Genomic DNA, 14,119 nt, shown 5'->3' on the forward strand with positions numbered 1-14,119 from the left:
GGAGATGAATGAGTCTTTGAGGGAGATGAATGAGTCTTTGAGGGAGATGAATGAGCCTTTGAGGGAGATGAATGAGCCTTCGAGGGAGATGAATGAGTCTTTGAGGGAGATGAATGAGTCTTTGAGGGAGATGAATGAGTCTTTGAGGGAGATGAACAAGGCTCTGAGGGAGATGAATGAGTCTTTGAGGGAGATGAATGAGTCTTTGAGGGAGATGCTTCCAGTTATAACTCTTCCCCTGCTCCCCTGCTCCCCTACCCCCTCATCTCTTGCTCAGTTACGCTTAGGGTTTGTAGTCCTTCTTAAGGTAGATTCATTCAAGGAAAATAGTCAGATTTAAAAAAATTAGCTATATGATTTAATAATCTCAGCCATATAGGTATACGGGCAGTACCTGAGTGAAGCGTGATAGAAGTGGTAAATTTACTCACAATTGGGGATCGGAATCGAAGCAAGCAGTTAATCTATCGCTGACTCAAACAGCTTGGCAGATTCTGAAGCAGGAGGCGAGTCAACGCGGCATTTCCCGTTCTGAGCTGGTGGAACGCTATGCTCGGAGCTTGGAATCGAGTTCTGCTGGCAACGAGTTAGGCGAACGCAACAGTAAAATTGCGGCAGCCCCAAACCCCAATATGGATGCGGAAGATGATCGGCGAGATGGAGAAGTTCAGCATCAAACTGAAGAACGGTTTCGCCAAATTATTGATGTTATTCCCCAAATAGTTTGGACGTGTAAAGCTACTGGTGAATGGGAGTATTTCAATCAGCAAGCTTTTATTGCCTTTGGCATTAACTTGGAACAAATAGTTGCAAAAGGTTGGCAGGCACTGGTTCATCCCGATGATTTACCGCAATGCATCAATGCCTGGATAGCAACGCTGACTACAGGTAACAATTACCAGATAGAGTGCCGTTTGAAAATTGCAGATGGCTCCTATCGGTGGCATTTGACACGTGCTACTCCCGAACGCGATCGCACAGGCAAGATTATAAGGTGGTTTGGTACTTGCACCGATATTAATGACCGCAAGCAATTGGAACAATTACTCGAACAGCAGGCACAAGAAGTAGCAAATCAACGCCAATGGCTAGAGGCAGTACTGAATCTGTTGCCCATCCCCCTAGTGTTTATTGAACCAGAGACAGCTTGCTTCATTTTCTCGAATCAAGCTGCAAATGAAATGGCAGGAGGTGAAATTGCTAGCGATCGCTTTGCTAGAGAGTATAATGCAGAGTTTTACTGCACCGATGCTACAGGACAATTTATCCCACCCGATCAACTGCCGACAGCCAGGGTAGCAAGAGGGGAAAAAATTCACAAAGCACAGATTAACTGGCACACACCGACAGGCGTTTACTCACTGCTTGTCCATGCTGATATCTTACCTGCAATGCACGATCACCCGGCAACCTGCGTCATGGTGTTTCAGGATATTGGAGAACAGCAAGCTGCGCTCCGCGATCGCCAGCAAATCGAGGTGCAACTCCAGCAAAACCAACGCTTCATTCAACAAGTTGCTGATGCCACGCCTGGTATTTTATACATTTACGATCTGATTGAGCAGCGCAATGTCTACGTAAATCGGCAGATAGGTGAACTTCTGGGTTACACTCCCGCACAAGTGCAAGCAATAGGCAATCAGTTATTTGCCCAACTCATGCATCCAGACGATTTCGCCACGCTTGCTGCCCACATAGAGCGCTTTCATCATGCAGAAGATGGGGAAATCATTGAGCGGGAGTATCGGATGCAGCATAGCAACGGGGAATGGCGCTGGCTTTGGAGCCGGGATTTAATCTTCACTCGTACCGAGAACGGCTCACCTCGTCAAGTCATAGGCATCTCCCATGATATTACTGTCCGCAAACGAGCAGAAGCAGCCCTAAAAGCAAGCGAGACACAGGCAAGGGCACGGGCACAAGAATTAGAAGCTTTCATGGAAGTTGCCCCAGTTGCTGTTTGGCTTGCCCACGATCCTGAGTGCCATCAGGTAACTGTGAACCGGGCTGCCTATGAGTTGATCCGGGCAAGGCCTGGTTCAGTTGCTACCGCCACGCCTAAAGATGGCGTGTATCCCTTCAAGTTTAAGACGCAGCGAAATGGTCAAGAAGTCCCACCACAAGAATTATCCTTGCAAAAAGCCGGACAAACTGGACAAGAGGTATGCGAAGAAGCAGAAATTGTCTTTGAAGATGGCGTAGTGCGGTATATCTATGGCAGGGCAGTTCCGATTTGGGACGAGGAGGGCAAAGTCAGAGGTGTAATTGGGGCGTATCTAGATATTACCGAGCGCAAACAAGCCGAGGAAGCTGTGCGGTTGAGCCAAGAACGCTATCGCTCTTTGGCAGAATCTTTGCCGCAACTTGTATGTATGACTGATGCCGATGGTGTTACTAATTACTGCAATCAAAGTTGGATTGACTACACTGGGCTAACCCTAGAGCAAACCCAAGGTAACGGCTGGCAACAGGCTTTTGATTCTGATGATCTTCCTTTAATTCTTAAGCGGTGGACTGAGGCGTTAATAGACGGCAATGCCTACTCAATAGAGATCCGAATCAGAAGGTTTGATGGTGTTTATCACTGGCACTTAAATAAAATCGTTCCGATTAAAGCCGAAAATGGCAGTATCGTTGGCTGGTTAGGAGCAGCAACAGATATTGATGAGCGCAAACGAACCGAGCAACGAGAACAGCTTCTAGCTTTGGCATCGCAAACTTTTGCCGCAGCGAGGTTAGACTTGCAAACTGTGTTAGACACAATCACCCGGCTAATTAGCGATTTGACAGGTGATTCATGTGTTTTAAGTTTGTTATCTGAAGATAAACAATGGCTAGAGACTGTTTCGTTTTACCATATCAATCCAGAAGTGCGGGAATTTCTTGGTGAACTGCTAGAGCATCCGCGTCATATCACTGATGGGATGGCGGGACGAGTGGCACAGACAGGTGAGACGATATTCTTGCCAGTTGTATCACAGGAGCAGATTCGGGATTCTGTGAACCAAGAATATTTGCCTTATTTAGATCGCTTTGGCATTTACAGTCTGTTGATTGTACCGTTGAAAGTGCAAGAACAAATCATTGGCACACTGGGCATTTCACGGGAGCAACCTGGATATCCTTATAGCAATGACCATCCAAGGTTATTACAAGATATAGCAGACCGGGCAGCGATGGCGATCGCTAATGCTCGACTTTATCAACAGGCAAGACTAGCACGGCAACAAGCCGAGCAAACTGCCGATCGTAGCGCTCGTCTACAGTTGGTTACAGCCGCCCTATCAGAATCGCTGACACCCACTCAAGTCGCCGAGGTAATTGTAGAACAGAGCCTTGCTGTACTTAATGCCGCCGCTGCTTTAGTGGCAGTTGTGTGTGAGAATGGCAGCGAATTTGAAATCATCCACTCTGTTGGTTTCCAAGCAGATATCGTTAAGATATGGCGTCGGGTTGCAATTGCGTCATCAAATCCTCTATCAGACGCTATACGTAGTGGGCAACCTATTTGGGAAGAATCGACAGATGAGCGAGTCAGTCGCTATCCTCACTTGGTAGATACCTATGCTAGCTATAATTACACCACTTGGATATCCTTACCTCTGATGGTTGAGGGTCGAGCAGTGGGAGGAATCACCCTTGGCTTTAGTGAATTTTCTTCCCTGAATCAAGATCAGCGAGCGTTTATTTTGGCTTTATGTCAGCAAGCTGCTGGTGCGATCGCCCGTGCCCAACTTTACGAAGCCGAACAATTTGCTAGAGCCACAGCTGAAGCAGCAAACCGGACGAAAGATGAATTTCTCGCTGTCCTTTCTCACGAACTGCGAACACCACTAAATCCGATTTTGGGTTGGGCTAAATTGCTGCGAAACGGCAAACTTAATACTGATAAAACAGCATTAGCCCTAGAAACCATCGAGCGCAACGCCAAGTTACAAGCCGAATTGATTGAAGATCTGCTGGATATTTCTCGCATTTTACAAGGCAAGCTGACTTTAAATTCTTGTCAGGTTAACTTAAAAGCGGTTATTGAAGCGGCTATTGAAACGGTACGTTTAGCTGCCGAAGCCAAAGCTATTCAAATTCAAATTAATTTTGCATCGGATGAAGCTAAAGTTTTAGGCGATGCGGCTCGTTTGCAGCAAGTTTTATGGAATTTGCTCTCGAATGCGGTGAAATTCACTCCTACAGGGGGTAAAGTTGAAGTTGAATTAGAGACAATTGATTTATACGCTCAAATTCAAGTCAAAGACACCGGTAAAGGTATCAGTTCTGAATTTTTACCTTATGTCTTCGATTACTTCCGTCAAGCTGATAGTAGTATTACTCGCACCTTTGGCGGTTTAGGGTTAGGACTAGCGATCGCCCGCCACATTGTAGAACTGCATGGAGGAACTATTAAAGCTGAAAGCCCTGGAGAAGAACAGGGAGCTACCTTTACACTCAGATTACCACTGCTATTCACACCGACTTCCACAACGGAGGCAAAAACATTGACACAAAGCACGCAGACTTTGCGGGGAATTCAGGTTTTAGCCGTGGATGACGAAGTAGACAACTTGGAATTAGCCGCTTTCATTTTAGAGGAAGCGGGTGCTACCGTTATCTGCGTAGCCTCTGCACGAGAGGCACTACAGGCACTCAATCAAAAAGTGCCCGATATTTTACTAGCTGATATTGGGATGCCAGAAATCGATGGCTACGCATTGCTACGTCAGATTAGAGCCATGCCACCAGAACAAGGAGGACACATCCCAGCGATCGCCTTAACTGCCTATGCCGGGGAGATTAATCAACAAAAAGCTTTGGAAGCAGGGTTTCAATTGTATATCTCCAAACCAGTTGATCCAGAAGTATTAATTGAGGCGATCGCATCTACTTCTAATAAATAAGTTATTGCCTTTCCAATCCTCAATGCTAGACCTCCTAAATCATTAATACTTTTTTCGCTTTGTAACCTTATGGAAATCACAAAATTGTCGTCTTTTTTCAAATTGGTATAATCTACTGATCTATCACATTAATTTTGTGAGGTAAACTAACTATTCAATTTATTTTCTTCTTTCTCTTTCTTCGTGTACTTTGCGTACTTCGCCGTTTGTTCCTCAATCTCCTCATAATTAATACGATGAACCACTACACATTTATCAAATAGGCTATCGCTTTTTTTAACCACAATATGAGGCGAGTTACCGATTTAAATGCAAAGTCAGTTGTTGACATTCTCTGAAAAATACGTTGCTGAAGAGTGAGAGTTTTTTGCAGCCAAGATAGGCTCTCCCTTTACTCCTCCACGGCTAAGAGTACAAATTTTATACAAGTTTTCACAATCAAAGATTGCAAGCACCAGTTCTTTTCCTGTTGAAAAATAGGATGGTAAAGGTTTTCCTACCTCGCATTCCATATCTATTTCGGTGTGACGCCAGCGTAACTTCCAAATCCGGTTTTCGGTTACTGGTGCTTTGACAGAATTAGCAATAGCGCTATATACCTGCTCCGCTTTGACATCATCCTTAGCTGCTGGAACAAAAAACTTCATACGCTTTGGTTACAAGTGATATAGGTTTCATTAGCACCAGCGTAACGCAGCTACCAAGGCAACCGACTCCCATCCCACGAGAAAAATTGCCCACTATCGCCTTCCTGAAGTTGTTCGATGACACTCAGCAATTGGGTAACGGTGCGTTCTATCGAAAATAACTTTTCTTTTGGTACATTTCCCTGAAACGGACGAGAAAGCCGTGTATCGGTTGTACCAGGATGTAACGTCACTACCAAAGTTTTAGGACTGCTTCTGCTGTACTCAATTGCTGCTGTTCGCATAAACATATTCAGTGCAGCTTTAGAAGCACGATAACCATACCAGCCACCAAGTTGGTTATCGCCAATACTACCAATCTTGGCAGAAATACTAGCAAACACACTACGTTCTCCATGTTTGAATAGAGGTAATAAGTGTTTAGCTAACAATACAGCCCCAATACTGTTAATTTGAAAGTAGCGTAATAAATTTTCTGAATTTAGCTGTCTTAAGCTTTTTTCTGGTTGTAAAGTCTCGTCATGTAAAATTCCTACACAGTTGACTACCAAGTGCAGCTTGTTAACTTGGGTACGTATTTTCTGTACACATTCACAAATCTGCAACTCTTCAGTAATATCCAGCGGCAAACATATTAATTGCTCAGGATATTTGTTTTCTAAAGCTATTAATTCACCCGCTGATTCTTGTTGGCGATAAGTTGCATAAATTTTGGCTATTCTGTCATCTGTCAGCAATCTTTTCACGAAACCCAAACCAATGCCTTGGCTAGCTCCCACAATCAATACATTGACATGATTACTTTCATCGATAAAAGACATATAAATATTAGATTAGTTGTGATATCATGCCCGTTTAAATAACCGTGATTGCGACCGAAGCAAAGCAATCCCAAAAACTTTGCGATTGCGTCGTTTCACTTCGTTCCACTCGCAATGACATATTCAGGGTGATTTGCCGGACATCATATGAGGGTATTCCATATTATTAACTAATGGATTATTTACCGATACAAAACCTACTAAAAATCCGGTCAAGTACTGATTCTGTCACTTCCTCACCAGTGATTTCTCCAAGACTCTGAATCGCACCCCTTAAGTCAATTGTCCAAAAATCGAGCGGTAGCTGCTGGGCAATTGTCGTTTTCACTTGCTCTAGTGAAATTTTAGCTTGAGTTAATGCTGCTGCTTGCCTTTGGTTAATCGCTAAATCCATATCAGCAGCTTGGGCTTTTCCAGCTTGAACTATCTCTAAAATTGCTGTTTCTAAAGCGTCAATACCTTGATTTTGAGATGCTGCTGTGGTGACAACTTGGTGAATTGTGTTTGGATAATGGCAAGACGTAATCAATTCGGTTTCTACAAGGTCAATTTTGTTAATTACTAAAATCAACGGGCGATGTTGCACCTGTTCATAAATTTCTTGATCGCCATCAGTCCAACCCGTTGAAGCATCAATAGTCAACAATACTAAATCAGCTGCACTTGCGGCACGACGCGATCGCTCTACACCAATTTTTTCTACTTGGTCTGCTGTTTCTCGAATGCCAGCTGTGTCTAACACCTGTACAGGTATACCGCCGACAACTAGCTGGGATTCCACAACATCGCGGGTTGTACCGGGTAAGTCAGTGACAATGGCGCGATCGCTCCGGCTCCAAGCGTTCAACAAGCTCGACTTACCAACATTTGGCCGCCCCACAATTGCCACTTTTAATCCTGTGCGGAGTAGTTCACCTTTATCTTTGGTTGCCAATAGCTTGGTAACTTCTGCGGCTATGTTTTCAATTGCTGATATGATAGCTTTATCATCCAGCGGAGGTAAGTCTTCCTCAAAATCGATACGAGCCTCGATTTCTGCCAAAATATCTAAACAGTTAGCGCGTAACTGACGGATAGGATGAGCTAATTTTCCTTGTAAACCAGCTAAGGCAGTTTGGGCAGCTTGGGGCGATCGCGCTCCTACTAAATCGGCAATACCTTCGGCTTGTGTCAAATCCAATCGTCCATTCAAAAAGGCGCGGAGGGTAAATTCTCCTGGCTGTGCGAGTCTTGCGCCATTTTCCAAACATAGTTGCAGAACTTGCTGCACTGCCATAATTCCCCCATGGCAATGAAATTCCACCACATCTTCACGGGTGTAAGAACGTGGTGCTTGCATAATCAGCAACAAAGCTTCATCCACCAGTTCTCGCGTCTGAGGATGGCGGATGTAACCGTAGAGAATGCGGTGACTTTCCCAAGCCTGACGCCCAGGTGCGTGAAAAATAGTTTGGGCGATCGCAATCGCTTGGGAACCAGATACCCGCACAATGCCAACGCTACCCTGTTGGGGAACAACAGCAGTAGCGATCGCGGCGATGGTTCCAGTAGTAGCAAAAACTTCCGACATGAGCGCCCTTTCAAGCAAAACATTGCATATACATGGTTAGCGTAGCAGGAGTCCGCTCATCAGGGACTCTATTTAAATGGTAGGTATTAAAACTAATAGGATGACAAGTGGCAAGGTAAAATTTATCTGGAGGGTCAATAAACGCTCTAAGTAGAGAGGAATTCACTGTGGAGCAGAAGATTAACTGCGCTGAAGCCTGCGTTAACGGTTGTGTTTTAGGGGATAAATGCCCCAATATTGAGTTTAGAGAAGCTGCCGCACAATTTATTGAAGAGACTTCTTTAGATAAAATGCTGGAGTTGGCGGAAGAACGACTGCGGAAAAAAATGTCAGAACCGCCAAAATGGGTTTTTCCTGAAGATCCATAGCATTAATCTCTAAATTTAAACATTTGATAGTAATCTACCCAATAAACTTTCAGTATTGGGTAGATTACTCTGCAAACATCCAACCTATAAAATCTGAATTTAAATAAAGTTATAGGAGGAAGTTTGATGTTAAAGTAGAAAAAAGATTGGTAAATTTACCAAAACATTCTCTTGATCAGGCATAACTTGGGTTTGCTGTATTAGCAATGATAAATGCAGATGAACCTAATAGAAATGCTGTCAAAGCCAAATTAATCTTGATTGTCTTTCCAAAGTTAATTTTCATGGTCAATCCATTAAAGTTAGCTTGAGTTTTACACTTCAACATTAGGGTTCTGGAGACTCACTTTGTGCTAAACATCCTATACCGTACCTGTGTATATATGCCTTACTAAGGTTTATGCAGAGTTTCCTTTGAAATTGTTGGGATTTTTGTTTTGGTTTAGAGGAATATTTTGATGAGATCCCTGATTTTTTCGGCAGTTGCATTGAAAGATGGGGCGTTTGAATTTCTCTGGGCAATTACGTATCCGCTAACTTGATTTAATACTTCTGCCGGTATGTCTACCTGCCACCGATCAGTTCTTTTGCTAGGCCCAGGTATGAATCGGCCTTCGACGGCAAATCTTTGTTGCGGTGTAATAAACAAAATATTACCGTCTTTATCGGTAAGTATTACTTCCACAACTCCAACAAAGCCGTTCGTTTTTCTTGTAGTTCGTGTTGCTGTAACACCATCAATGCGACCTGTATTGGATATAGTGATGTTCGTTTGCATGTACTGCTCACGTCCAACTTCTTCTTCTGTAGAAGAACCTGTCAGAGGAAAGGATGCGACGGATTGAGCTACAGTTACTTTATGTGGCACAGGCTCTTGCTTTCGGAATACTGGTCGCTGAGGTGTTGGCTGGAGTGACACGACTTCTGACACCTTGAATGAGTCAGACAGAGGAGCTTTAGCTAAAGCATTTGCCGATGACAAAGACACACTCGACAGTGCAGCTAGCGAGAATATGAATGCAATTTCACGCATTGTCTTCATTGTCTATACCCTTTTTTATTTCAATTTTGTCAAAGTTAAAAGCTGCGGCAAAACCTAGACAAAATCGCGCTATTGGTTTTGCTTTTCGCCTCTATTGTGATATCGTTCCCAAAATTAAATTTTTCGCGGGGATTTTACATTATTAAAAACTTCATATTTCAGCCAGAAGACAGAGTTGAAGTTGACAAAGAATGAAATCCTATAGCCAAAGGACGCTCTACCTGGTTGTAGCAGTTAAAAATCATTTTGAAAATTAACTTTGAAAAAATTTTTTAGTGATTCTGCGAAAAATTTGAAATTGAGTTTGATAACTAGATAGTAGACCAGGGCGTTGCTAAATACTGATTATCCATCGCAGCTAGAAATTGTTTATTTTTCACTCCTACCTTCACACGTTTTTCTTTACCTAACAGACTAACTGCGATGTGGCGCAAAACTGCAAAATTTTATGGTGCATTATCTTTTCTAATACGACAGTTATCTTCGTTTAATGCTACATCCAATACCCAATGTAGTGAATTCTCAATTCCCCAATGGCTGCGGACTGAGCGGGCGAACTAATCAGCATTCTCCTTAAGGCTGCTGATAAAATAACGAGTTTCAACTGTTGTTTCACCATTTCCTTGCCGAACAGACTCTACCATGCTAACGCTATTTGATTTTGTCCAGACTGAATCCAGGTAAAGTCTCCTTTGAATATCAGATAACATCAGATAATGGCGGGTTTCATGACGACCATGCCCAAATTCCTCTGTTTTATATGATGGCGATCGTCAAAATATCTATTAACTTATGTCGCTTCGTGCGGTCTATTCGTGTATCGGACATCTGTGCAAAGTGGTCGCTCTATGGCGATTTTGGGCTTGAACTGAATAGGCTCTGGCTATGTTTTACTTTGAGAATGAGAATATCATTTTTAGCGATCGCACACAGCGAATGCTCCAGATGTTGGCCGTTTCAATCAGTTCAAAGCGTCATCGTCTCACCGCAAGCCGCCAAGCACAATTCCTCTCCTCACCCGTCTGCCAGTTTATCCGTAACACTTTGCCAAAATTTAGATGCGTTTGCCCTGGCCTCTCCCACCTTTTAAATCGCTGCTGTTGTTCAGTGCGGGAGTAAATGAAACTACAAGCTTGATAATTACAGTATTGTTGAAAGGTTTCCGATTGGTTTTAAGTTGTTGAGGTAATAACTTCTCAACATTTGCATAATTTAGCTGACAACTTTACACCAGCTTCCGAAAAACGGCTAATTGTAATTGATGTTAATTCATAAGCCCAAGTTTGATGAAATCTATTAATCTATGAATCAAAGAATACTTTTAATTGTAGCGATCGCCACACTGTTAATTTTAGGAATATTATCTTTAGGTAGTTACATTGCTTGGTTTTGGCCATTAGAACTCATAACTCATTTCCGAGTCCATTATTTTATTCTATCGCTAATAGTTAGTAGTATTTTAATTTTTCTTTGGAGAACACGTCATTTCAAAAGTAAAATAATAGTTCTTGCAGCTTTATTGATTGTTGGGCTGAATTTGATTGAGGTGATTCCTTGGTATCTACCTCATTCACAACAAGTAACTATTAATGCTAATGCAACTAAACAAATTCGACTTATATCTTTTAATATTAATATTCAAAATAATAATCACAACCAAGTTATTAATGTAGTGCAAAATAGTGACCCTGACGTAGCTTTGTTTCTGGAAGTTGATCAAGGTGCAGTTGAAAGTTTAAAAGCTGGGTTAAAAGATACTTTGCCTTATACTTTCAGAAGCCCTGGTGGTGGTCTTGCTATTCTTAGCCGCTTACCGATTAAAGATGCGAAAGCAGATAACTTTAACAGCAAAGGAGGTCATAATCTTATAGCAACCTTAGAAGTAGATAAAAAGCCTATTAAGTTAATTGGAACTCATCCCCTAGTACCTGTGACACGTAAGAATTTCCACAGACGTAATCTCCAGGTAGCGGCATTGAGTAATTATATTCAAGAACTTAATCAACCATTGATATTAATGGGAGATTTTAACTTAACACCCTGGTCGCCTTATTACCGTAGATTTATTAACAAAACAAAATTGCATAATACTCGCTTAGGTTTTGGTATCTTACCTAGCTGGCCACGACCAGCCACTCACGTACATTTACCAAGCTGGCTAATTCCACTGATGAATATCCCGATTGATCACTGCTTAGTCAGTAAGGAGTTTCGTGTTGCTAGAGTTGACACAGGAGCAAATGCTAATTCTGATCATGCTCCATTAATTACTGACTTAGTTTTACGTTAGAGAACAATACAGTAACATCACACAATAGTATCAGGATCAATTCCTAATTCTCGCAGTTTTGCTGCCAAGCGATCGCTGCGTTGCTTTTCTTGTTCAGCGCGTTGCTTTTCTTGTTGTGCAACTTCTTGCGGTGTTGGAACTAGTTCTCCTTCAAAAGTAAAAAAACGTAACTTTTCTTGATAAACTCCCAAATATAACTCTAGTTGCTGGCTCCACAACCAGCCTTGGGGATTAGCTTCTATTGGTTGAAACTTACCAGCCACCAAGACAAACCCAGCAAATTCTAAATTATTAGGGTCAAACCAGAAGTATTCTGGCGTGCGAAAGGTATCTTGATAAATTTGCTTTTTCAAACCTTTGTCAGTTGCTGTTGTAGAACTTGATAGCAGTTCTACAATTACGTTGGGATAGTTGCCATCTTCTTGCCAGACAACCCAACTTTTACGGGGTTTGCGTTCAGTTCCCAACACTACAAAAAAATCTGGCCCCCGGAAATCTTCTGACTTGCGTTGGCGTGGACTGTAGTAAATTGTAATATTGCCGGACGCATAGAAGTCATTACGGTTCTGCCATAACCACTCAAGACATTGGATGAGCAACGTCATTTGTAGACGATGTAAGTCACTTTCCAAAGGCGGTTCGTCACTATATAAATCCCCTGGGGGAAATATAACATCTTCTGGGGTTGCTAAATCTTGGGCGACAGACATGGCAGCAAGTGTCTCAGTGCTATAAGTTTAGCGTAGCAGTGAGGAGAAATTTTGGTATTGAGCTTATAGGCTTGCCAATAAATAAGAGAATAATATACATTTCTCATTTAAATAAGCATATAAAGTGCAAAGATGATTGCAAAAAGTCCGATTGATTTAACCACAGATAAATACCGATGAACATCGATAAATATCTGTATGTATCTGTGGTTTTTTAATCAAATTTTGGCAATATTATCACTCAGTTGTAATTAACCTTATGAGCGTTTTTTGGTTTTGTTCCAAGGGCCCCAAATCGCACAGGTAATTCCAGGACTTTGGATATTGACAAACATTGTGCGTCCATCAGGAGAGAAGCAAGCACCAGCAAATTCACTGCCGTTGATAGCATTTGCGGCAAACCGATACAGATCACCTTCCGGGGTAACGCCGATCACAAATTCAGTATTGCTACCGTCTTCGCACAAGAAGAGATCTCCAAAAGGAGCCACAGTAATGTTATCGGGGAAATTCAGTACATTCTCAGCGGGAGACTCTACAACCAGGGTGATAGTACCACTGTTGGGGTCATTATTGTTAGGTTTATAAGCAAAAACCTGCCCTTGCCCTGCATTGCCACCACTGGTACAGGTAAAGTAGATCAAACCGCCATTGCCATACCAAGCACCTTCACCCCGCCTGAAGATAGCTGCACCCTTATTTTGCCCCTGAACCCGCACAGAAGTGGCAAGAAGATTAGTAGGGGGATCAACATTATCAATTTTCACCCACTCAACTTCCAATGGTTGGTTTTTATATTGAAGAAAATTCGTGCCGGTATCAACTTTAAACATTCCTTTAATAACAAGGGCCTCAAGCACTCCATCACCACGAGTCTGAAGGTCGCCATATTTAGTAGGACGGACATCAGGACGGAAGCGATAGAAGCAGCTATTGCCGTCATCTTCAGTTTGATAGATCCATCCGCTTTCTGGATCAACTGCGACAGCTTCATGGTTAAACCGACCCATTGCCACAAGGGGAACTGGATCAGCAACCTGAATGTCGGCTGTTGCCGGAACCTCAAAGTTATAGCCATGCTTCTTGGTGGCTGTATTGTTAGGGGCAGGAATAGTCAGATTTTCTTCACAGCTAATCCAGGAATCCCAAGGAGTTGGCCCTCCAGCACAGTTACGAATAGTCCCTGCTAGAGAAACAAATTGCTTTCTCACCCGACGGTTAGGGCCAACAACTATCGTCGTTGTACCTCCTGCAATCTGGTCATATCGCGGGAACACATTAAGCCCATCAGAACTAGGGTTTAGCTCGTGATTTCGCACCAGAATTGTAGTGTTGTTAGGGCCAACAAAAGCAGCCATACCATCATGACCACCTCGCACTATCGTCCCATCATCCATAGATTGTCCAGTAATTGATATTGCAGTGTAGTTAAAACCGGGGGGAAGTTCTAGCAGGGGAGTAGTCCCCAAGTTAATTCCACCACGAACCAAACCAACAAGTTCATCGGCATTTTCTGGCATCTTTGGTGCTAAGGGGCCGTAACCACCAGTTAATCCTACAACTTGGCCACTAGCACGTCTTGCATATAAGGCTTCTAGAGGAGAAAACATCGTAGCACCAATGGCACTTGCACCAGCTAATTTGAAGAAGTTACGTCGTGAGAAGTTCATACGTCAGACACATTCAGCAGTATTAATGAGTCTTAGAATCGTATGAGCGTTCTTTTAAAAGCTGAGTAAGACAAAGTTAAGAGTCAATAGTAGACATAAAACGCAAATG

Annotated in this window: 11 protein-coding genes and 1 pseudogene; 5 read left to right on the top strand and 7 right to left on the bottom strand. The window is 42.8% G+C overall.

Annotated features, from left to right (window positions below):
* Together AC5JL8_RS04070 and AC5JL8_RS04075 are read left to right on the top strand one after the other, a co-directional pair.
* Positions 1 to 340: hypothetical protein (locus tag AC5JL8_RS04070; protein WP_495878499.1), on the top strand; the 340-nt coding region annotated here is incomplete at its 5' end.
* Positions 341 to 398: 58 nt separating this feature from the next.
* Positions 399 to 4,892, top strand: a complete 4,494-nt coding sequence (locus AC5JL8_RS04075) for a PAS domain S-box protein (RefSeq protein ID WP_495878500.1) — start codon at positions 399 to 401, stop codon at positions 4,890 to 4,892.
* Positions 4,893 to 5,209: 317 nt separating this feature from the next.
* On the opposite strand, the gene AC5JL8_RS04080 is transcribed toward AC5JL8_RS04075, so the two are convergent.
* The 3 genes from AC5JL8_RS04080 to mnmE form a co-directional block, all read right to left on the bottom strand.
* Entirely contained in the window at positions 5,210 to 5,539 is a 330-nt protein-coding gene (locus AC5JL8_RS04080; RefSeq protein ID WP_495878501.1) for a hypothetical protein, read from the bottom strand.
* Between the two features lie 50 nt (positions 5,540 to 5,589).
* Complete coding sequence (locus tag AC5JL8_RS04085; RefSeq protein ID WP_495878502.1) at positions 5,590 to 6,360, bottom strand: SDR family NAD(P)-dependent oxidoreductase; 771 nt, start codon at positions 6,358 to 6,360, stop codon at positions 5,590 to 5,592.
* A 178-nt stretch (positions 6,361 to 6,538) separates the two neighbouring features.
* Positions 6,539 to 7,930 carry a tRNA uridine-5-carboxymethylaminomethyl(34) synthesis GTPase MnmE gene (mnmE, locus tag AC5JL8_RS04090; RefSeq protein WP_495878503.1) on the bottom strand — a complete coding sequence of 464 codons (1,392 nt, stop codon included), beginning with the start codon at positions 7,928 to 7,930 and terminating at the stop codon, positions 6,539 to 6,541.
* 167 nt (positions 7,931 to 8,097) lie between these two features.
* Between mnmE and AC5JL8_RS04095 the strand changes: the two genes are divergently transcribed.
* On the top strand, positions 8,098 to 8,298 hold the full coding sequence (locus AC5JL8_RS04095; protein WP_495878504.1) for a hypothetical protein: 201 nt from the start codon (positions 8,098 to 8,100) through the stop codon (positions 8,296 to 8,298).
* 442 nt (positions 8,299 to 8,740) lie between these two features.
* Here the strand turns inward: AC5JL8_RS04095 and AC5JL8_RS04100 are convergent, their stop codons facing one another.
* Positions 8,741 to 9,340 carry a hypothetical protein gene (locus AC5JL8_RS04100; RefSeq protein WP_495878505.1) on the bottom strand — a complete coding sequence of 200 codons (600 nt, stop codon included), beginning with the start codon at positions 9,338 to 9,340 and terminating at the stop codon, positions 8,741 to 8,743.
* 311 nt (positions 9,341 to 9,651) lie between these two features.
* A pseudogene (locus tag AC5JL8_RS04105) lies at positions 9,652 to 10,101 on the bottom strand (ISAs1 family transposase); the annotation flags it as partial.
* Here AC5JL8_RS04105 and AC5JL8_RS04110 point away from each other — a divergent pair.
* On the top strand, positions 10,002 to 10,430 hold the full coding sequence (locus tag AC5JL8_RS04110) for a hypothetical protein (protein WP_495878506.1): 429 nt from the start codon (positions 10,002 to 10,004) through the stop codon (positions 10,428 to 10,430). The pseudogene AC5JL8_RS04105 and the gene AC5JL8_RS04110 sit on opposite strands and share 100 nt — an antisense overlap.
* Before the next feature lie 213 nt (positions 10,431 to 10,643).
* Positions 10,644 to 11,630, top strand: coding sequence for an endonuclease/exonuclease/phosphatase family protein (locus tag AC5JL8_RS04115; protein ID WP_495878507.1), 987 nt, complete (start codon positions 10,644 to 10,646; stop codon positions 11,628 to 11,630).
* A gap of 17 nt (positions 11,631 to 11,647) precedes the next feature.
* Here AC5JL8_RS04115 and AC5JL8_RS04120 read toward each other — a convergent pair whose 3' ends face one another.
* On the bottom strand, positions 11,648 to 12,340 hold the full coding sequence (locus AC5JL8_RS04120) for a Uma2 family endonuclease (protein ID WP_495878508.1): 693 nt from the start codon (positions 12,338 to 12,340) through the stop codon (positions 11,648 to 11,650).
* Positions 12,341 to 12,597: 257 nt separating this feature from the next.
* Entirely contained in the window at positions 12,598 to 14,010 is a 1,413-nt protein-coding gene (locus AC5JL8_RS04125) for an alkaline phosphatase PhoX (protein ID WP_495878509.1), read from the bottom strand.
* Positions 14,011 to 14,119: the final 109 nt, after the last annotated feature.

The organism is Mojavia sp., from assembly GCF_059505145.1.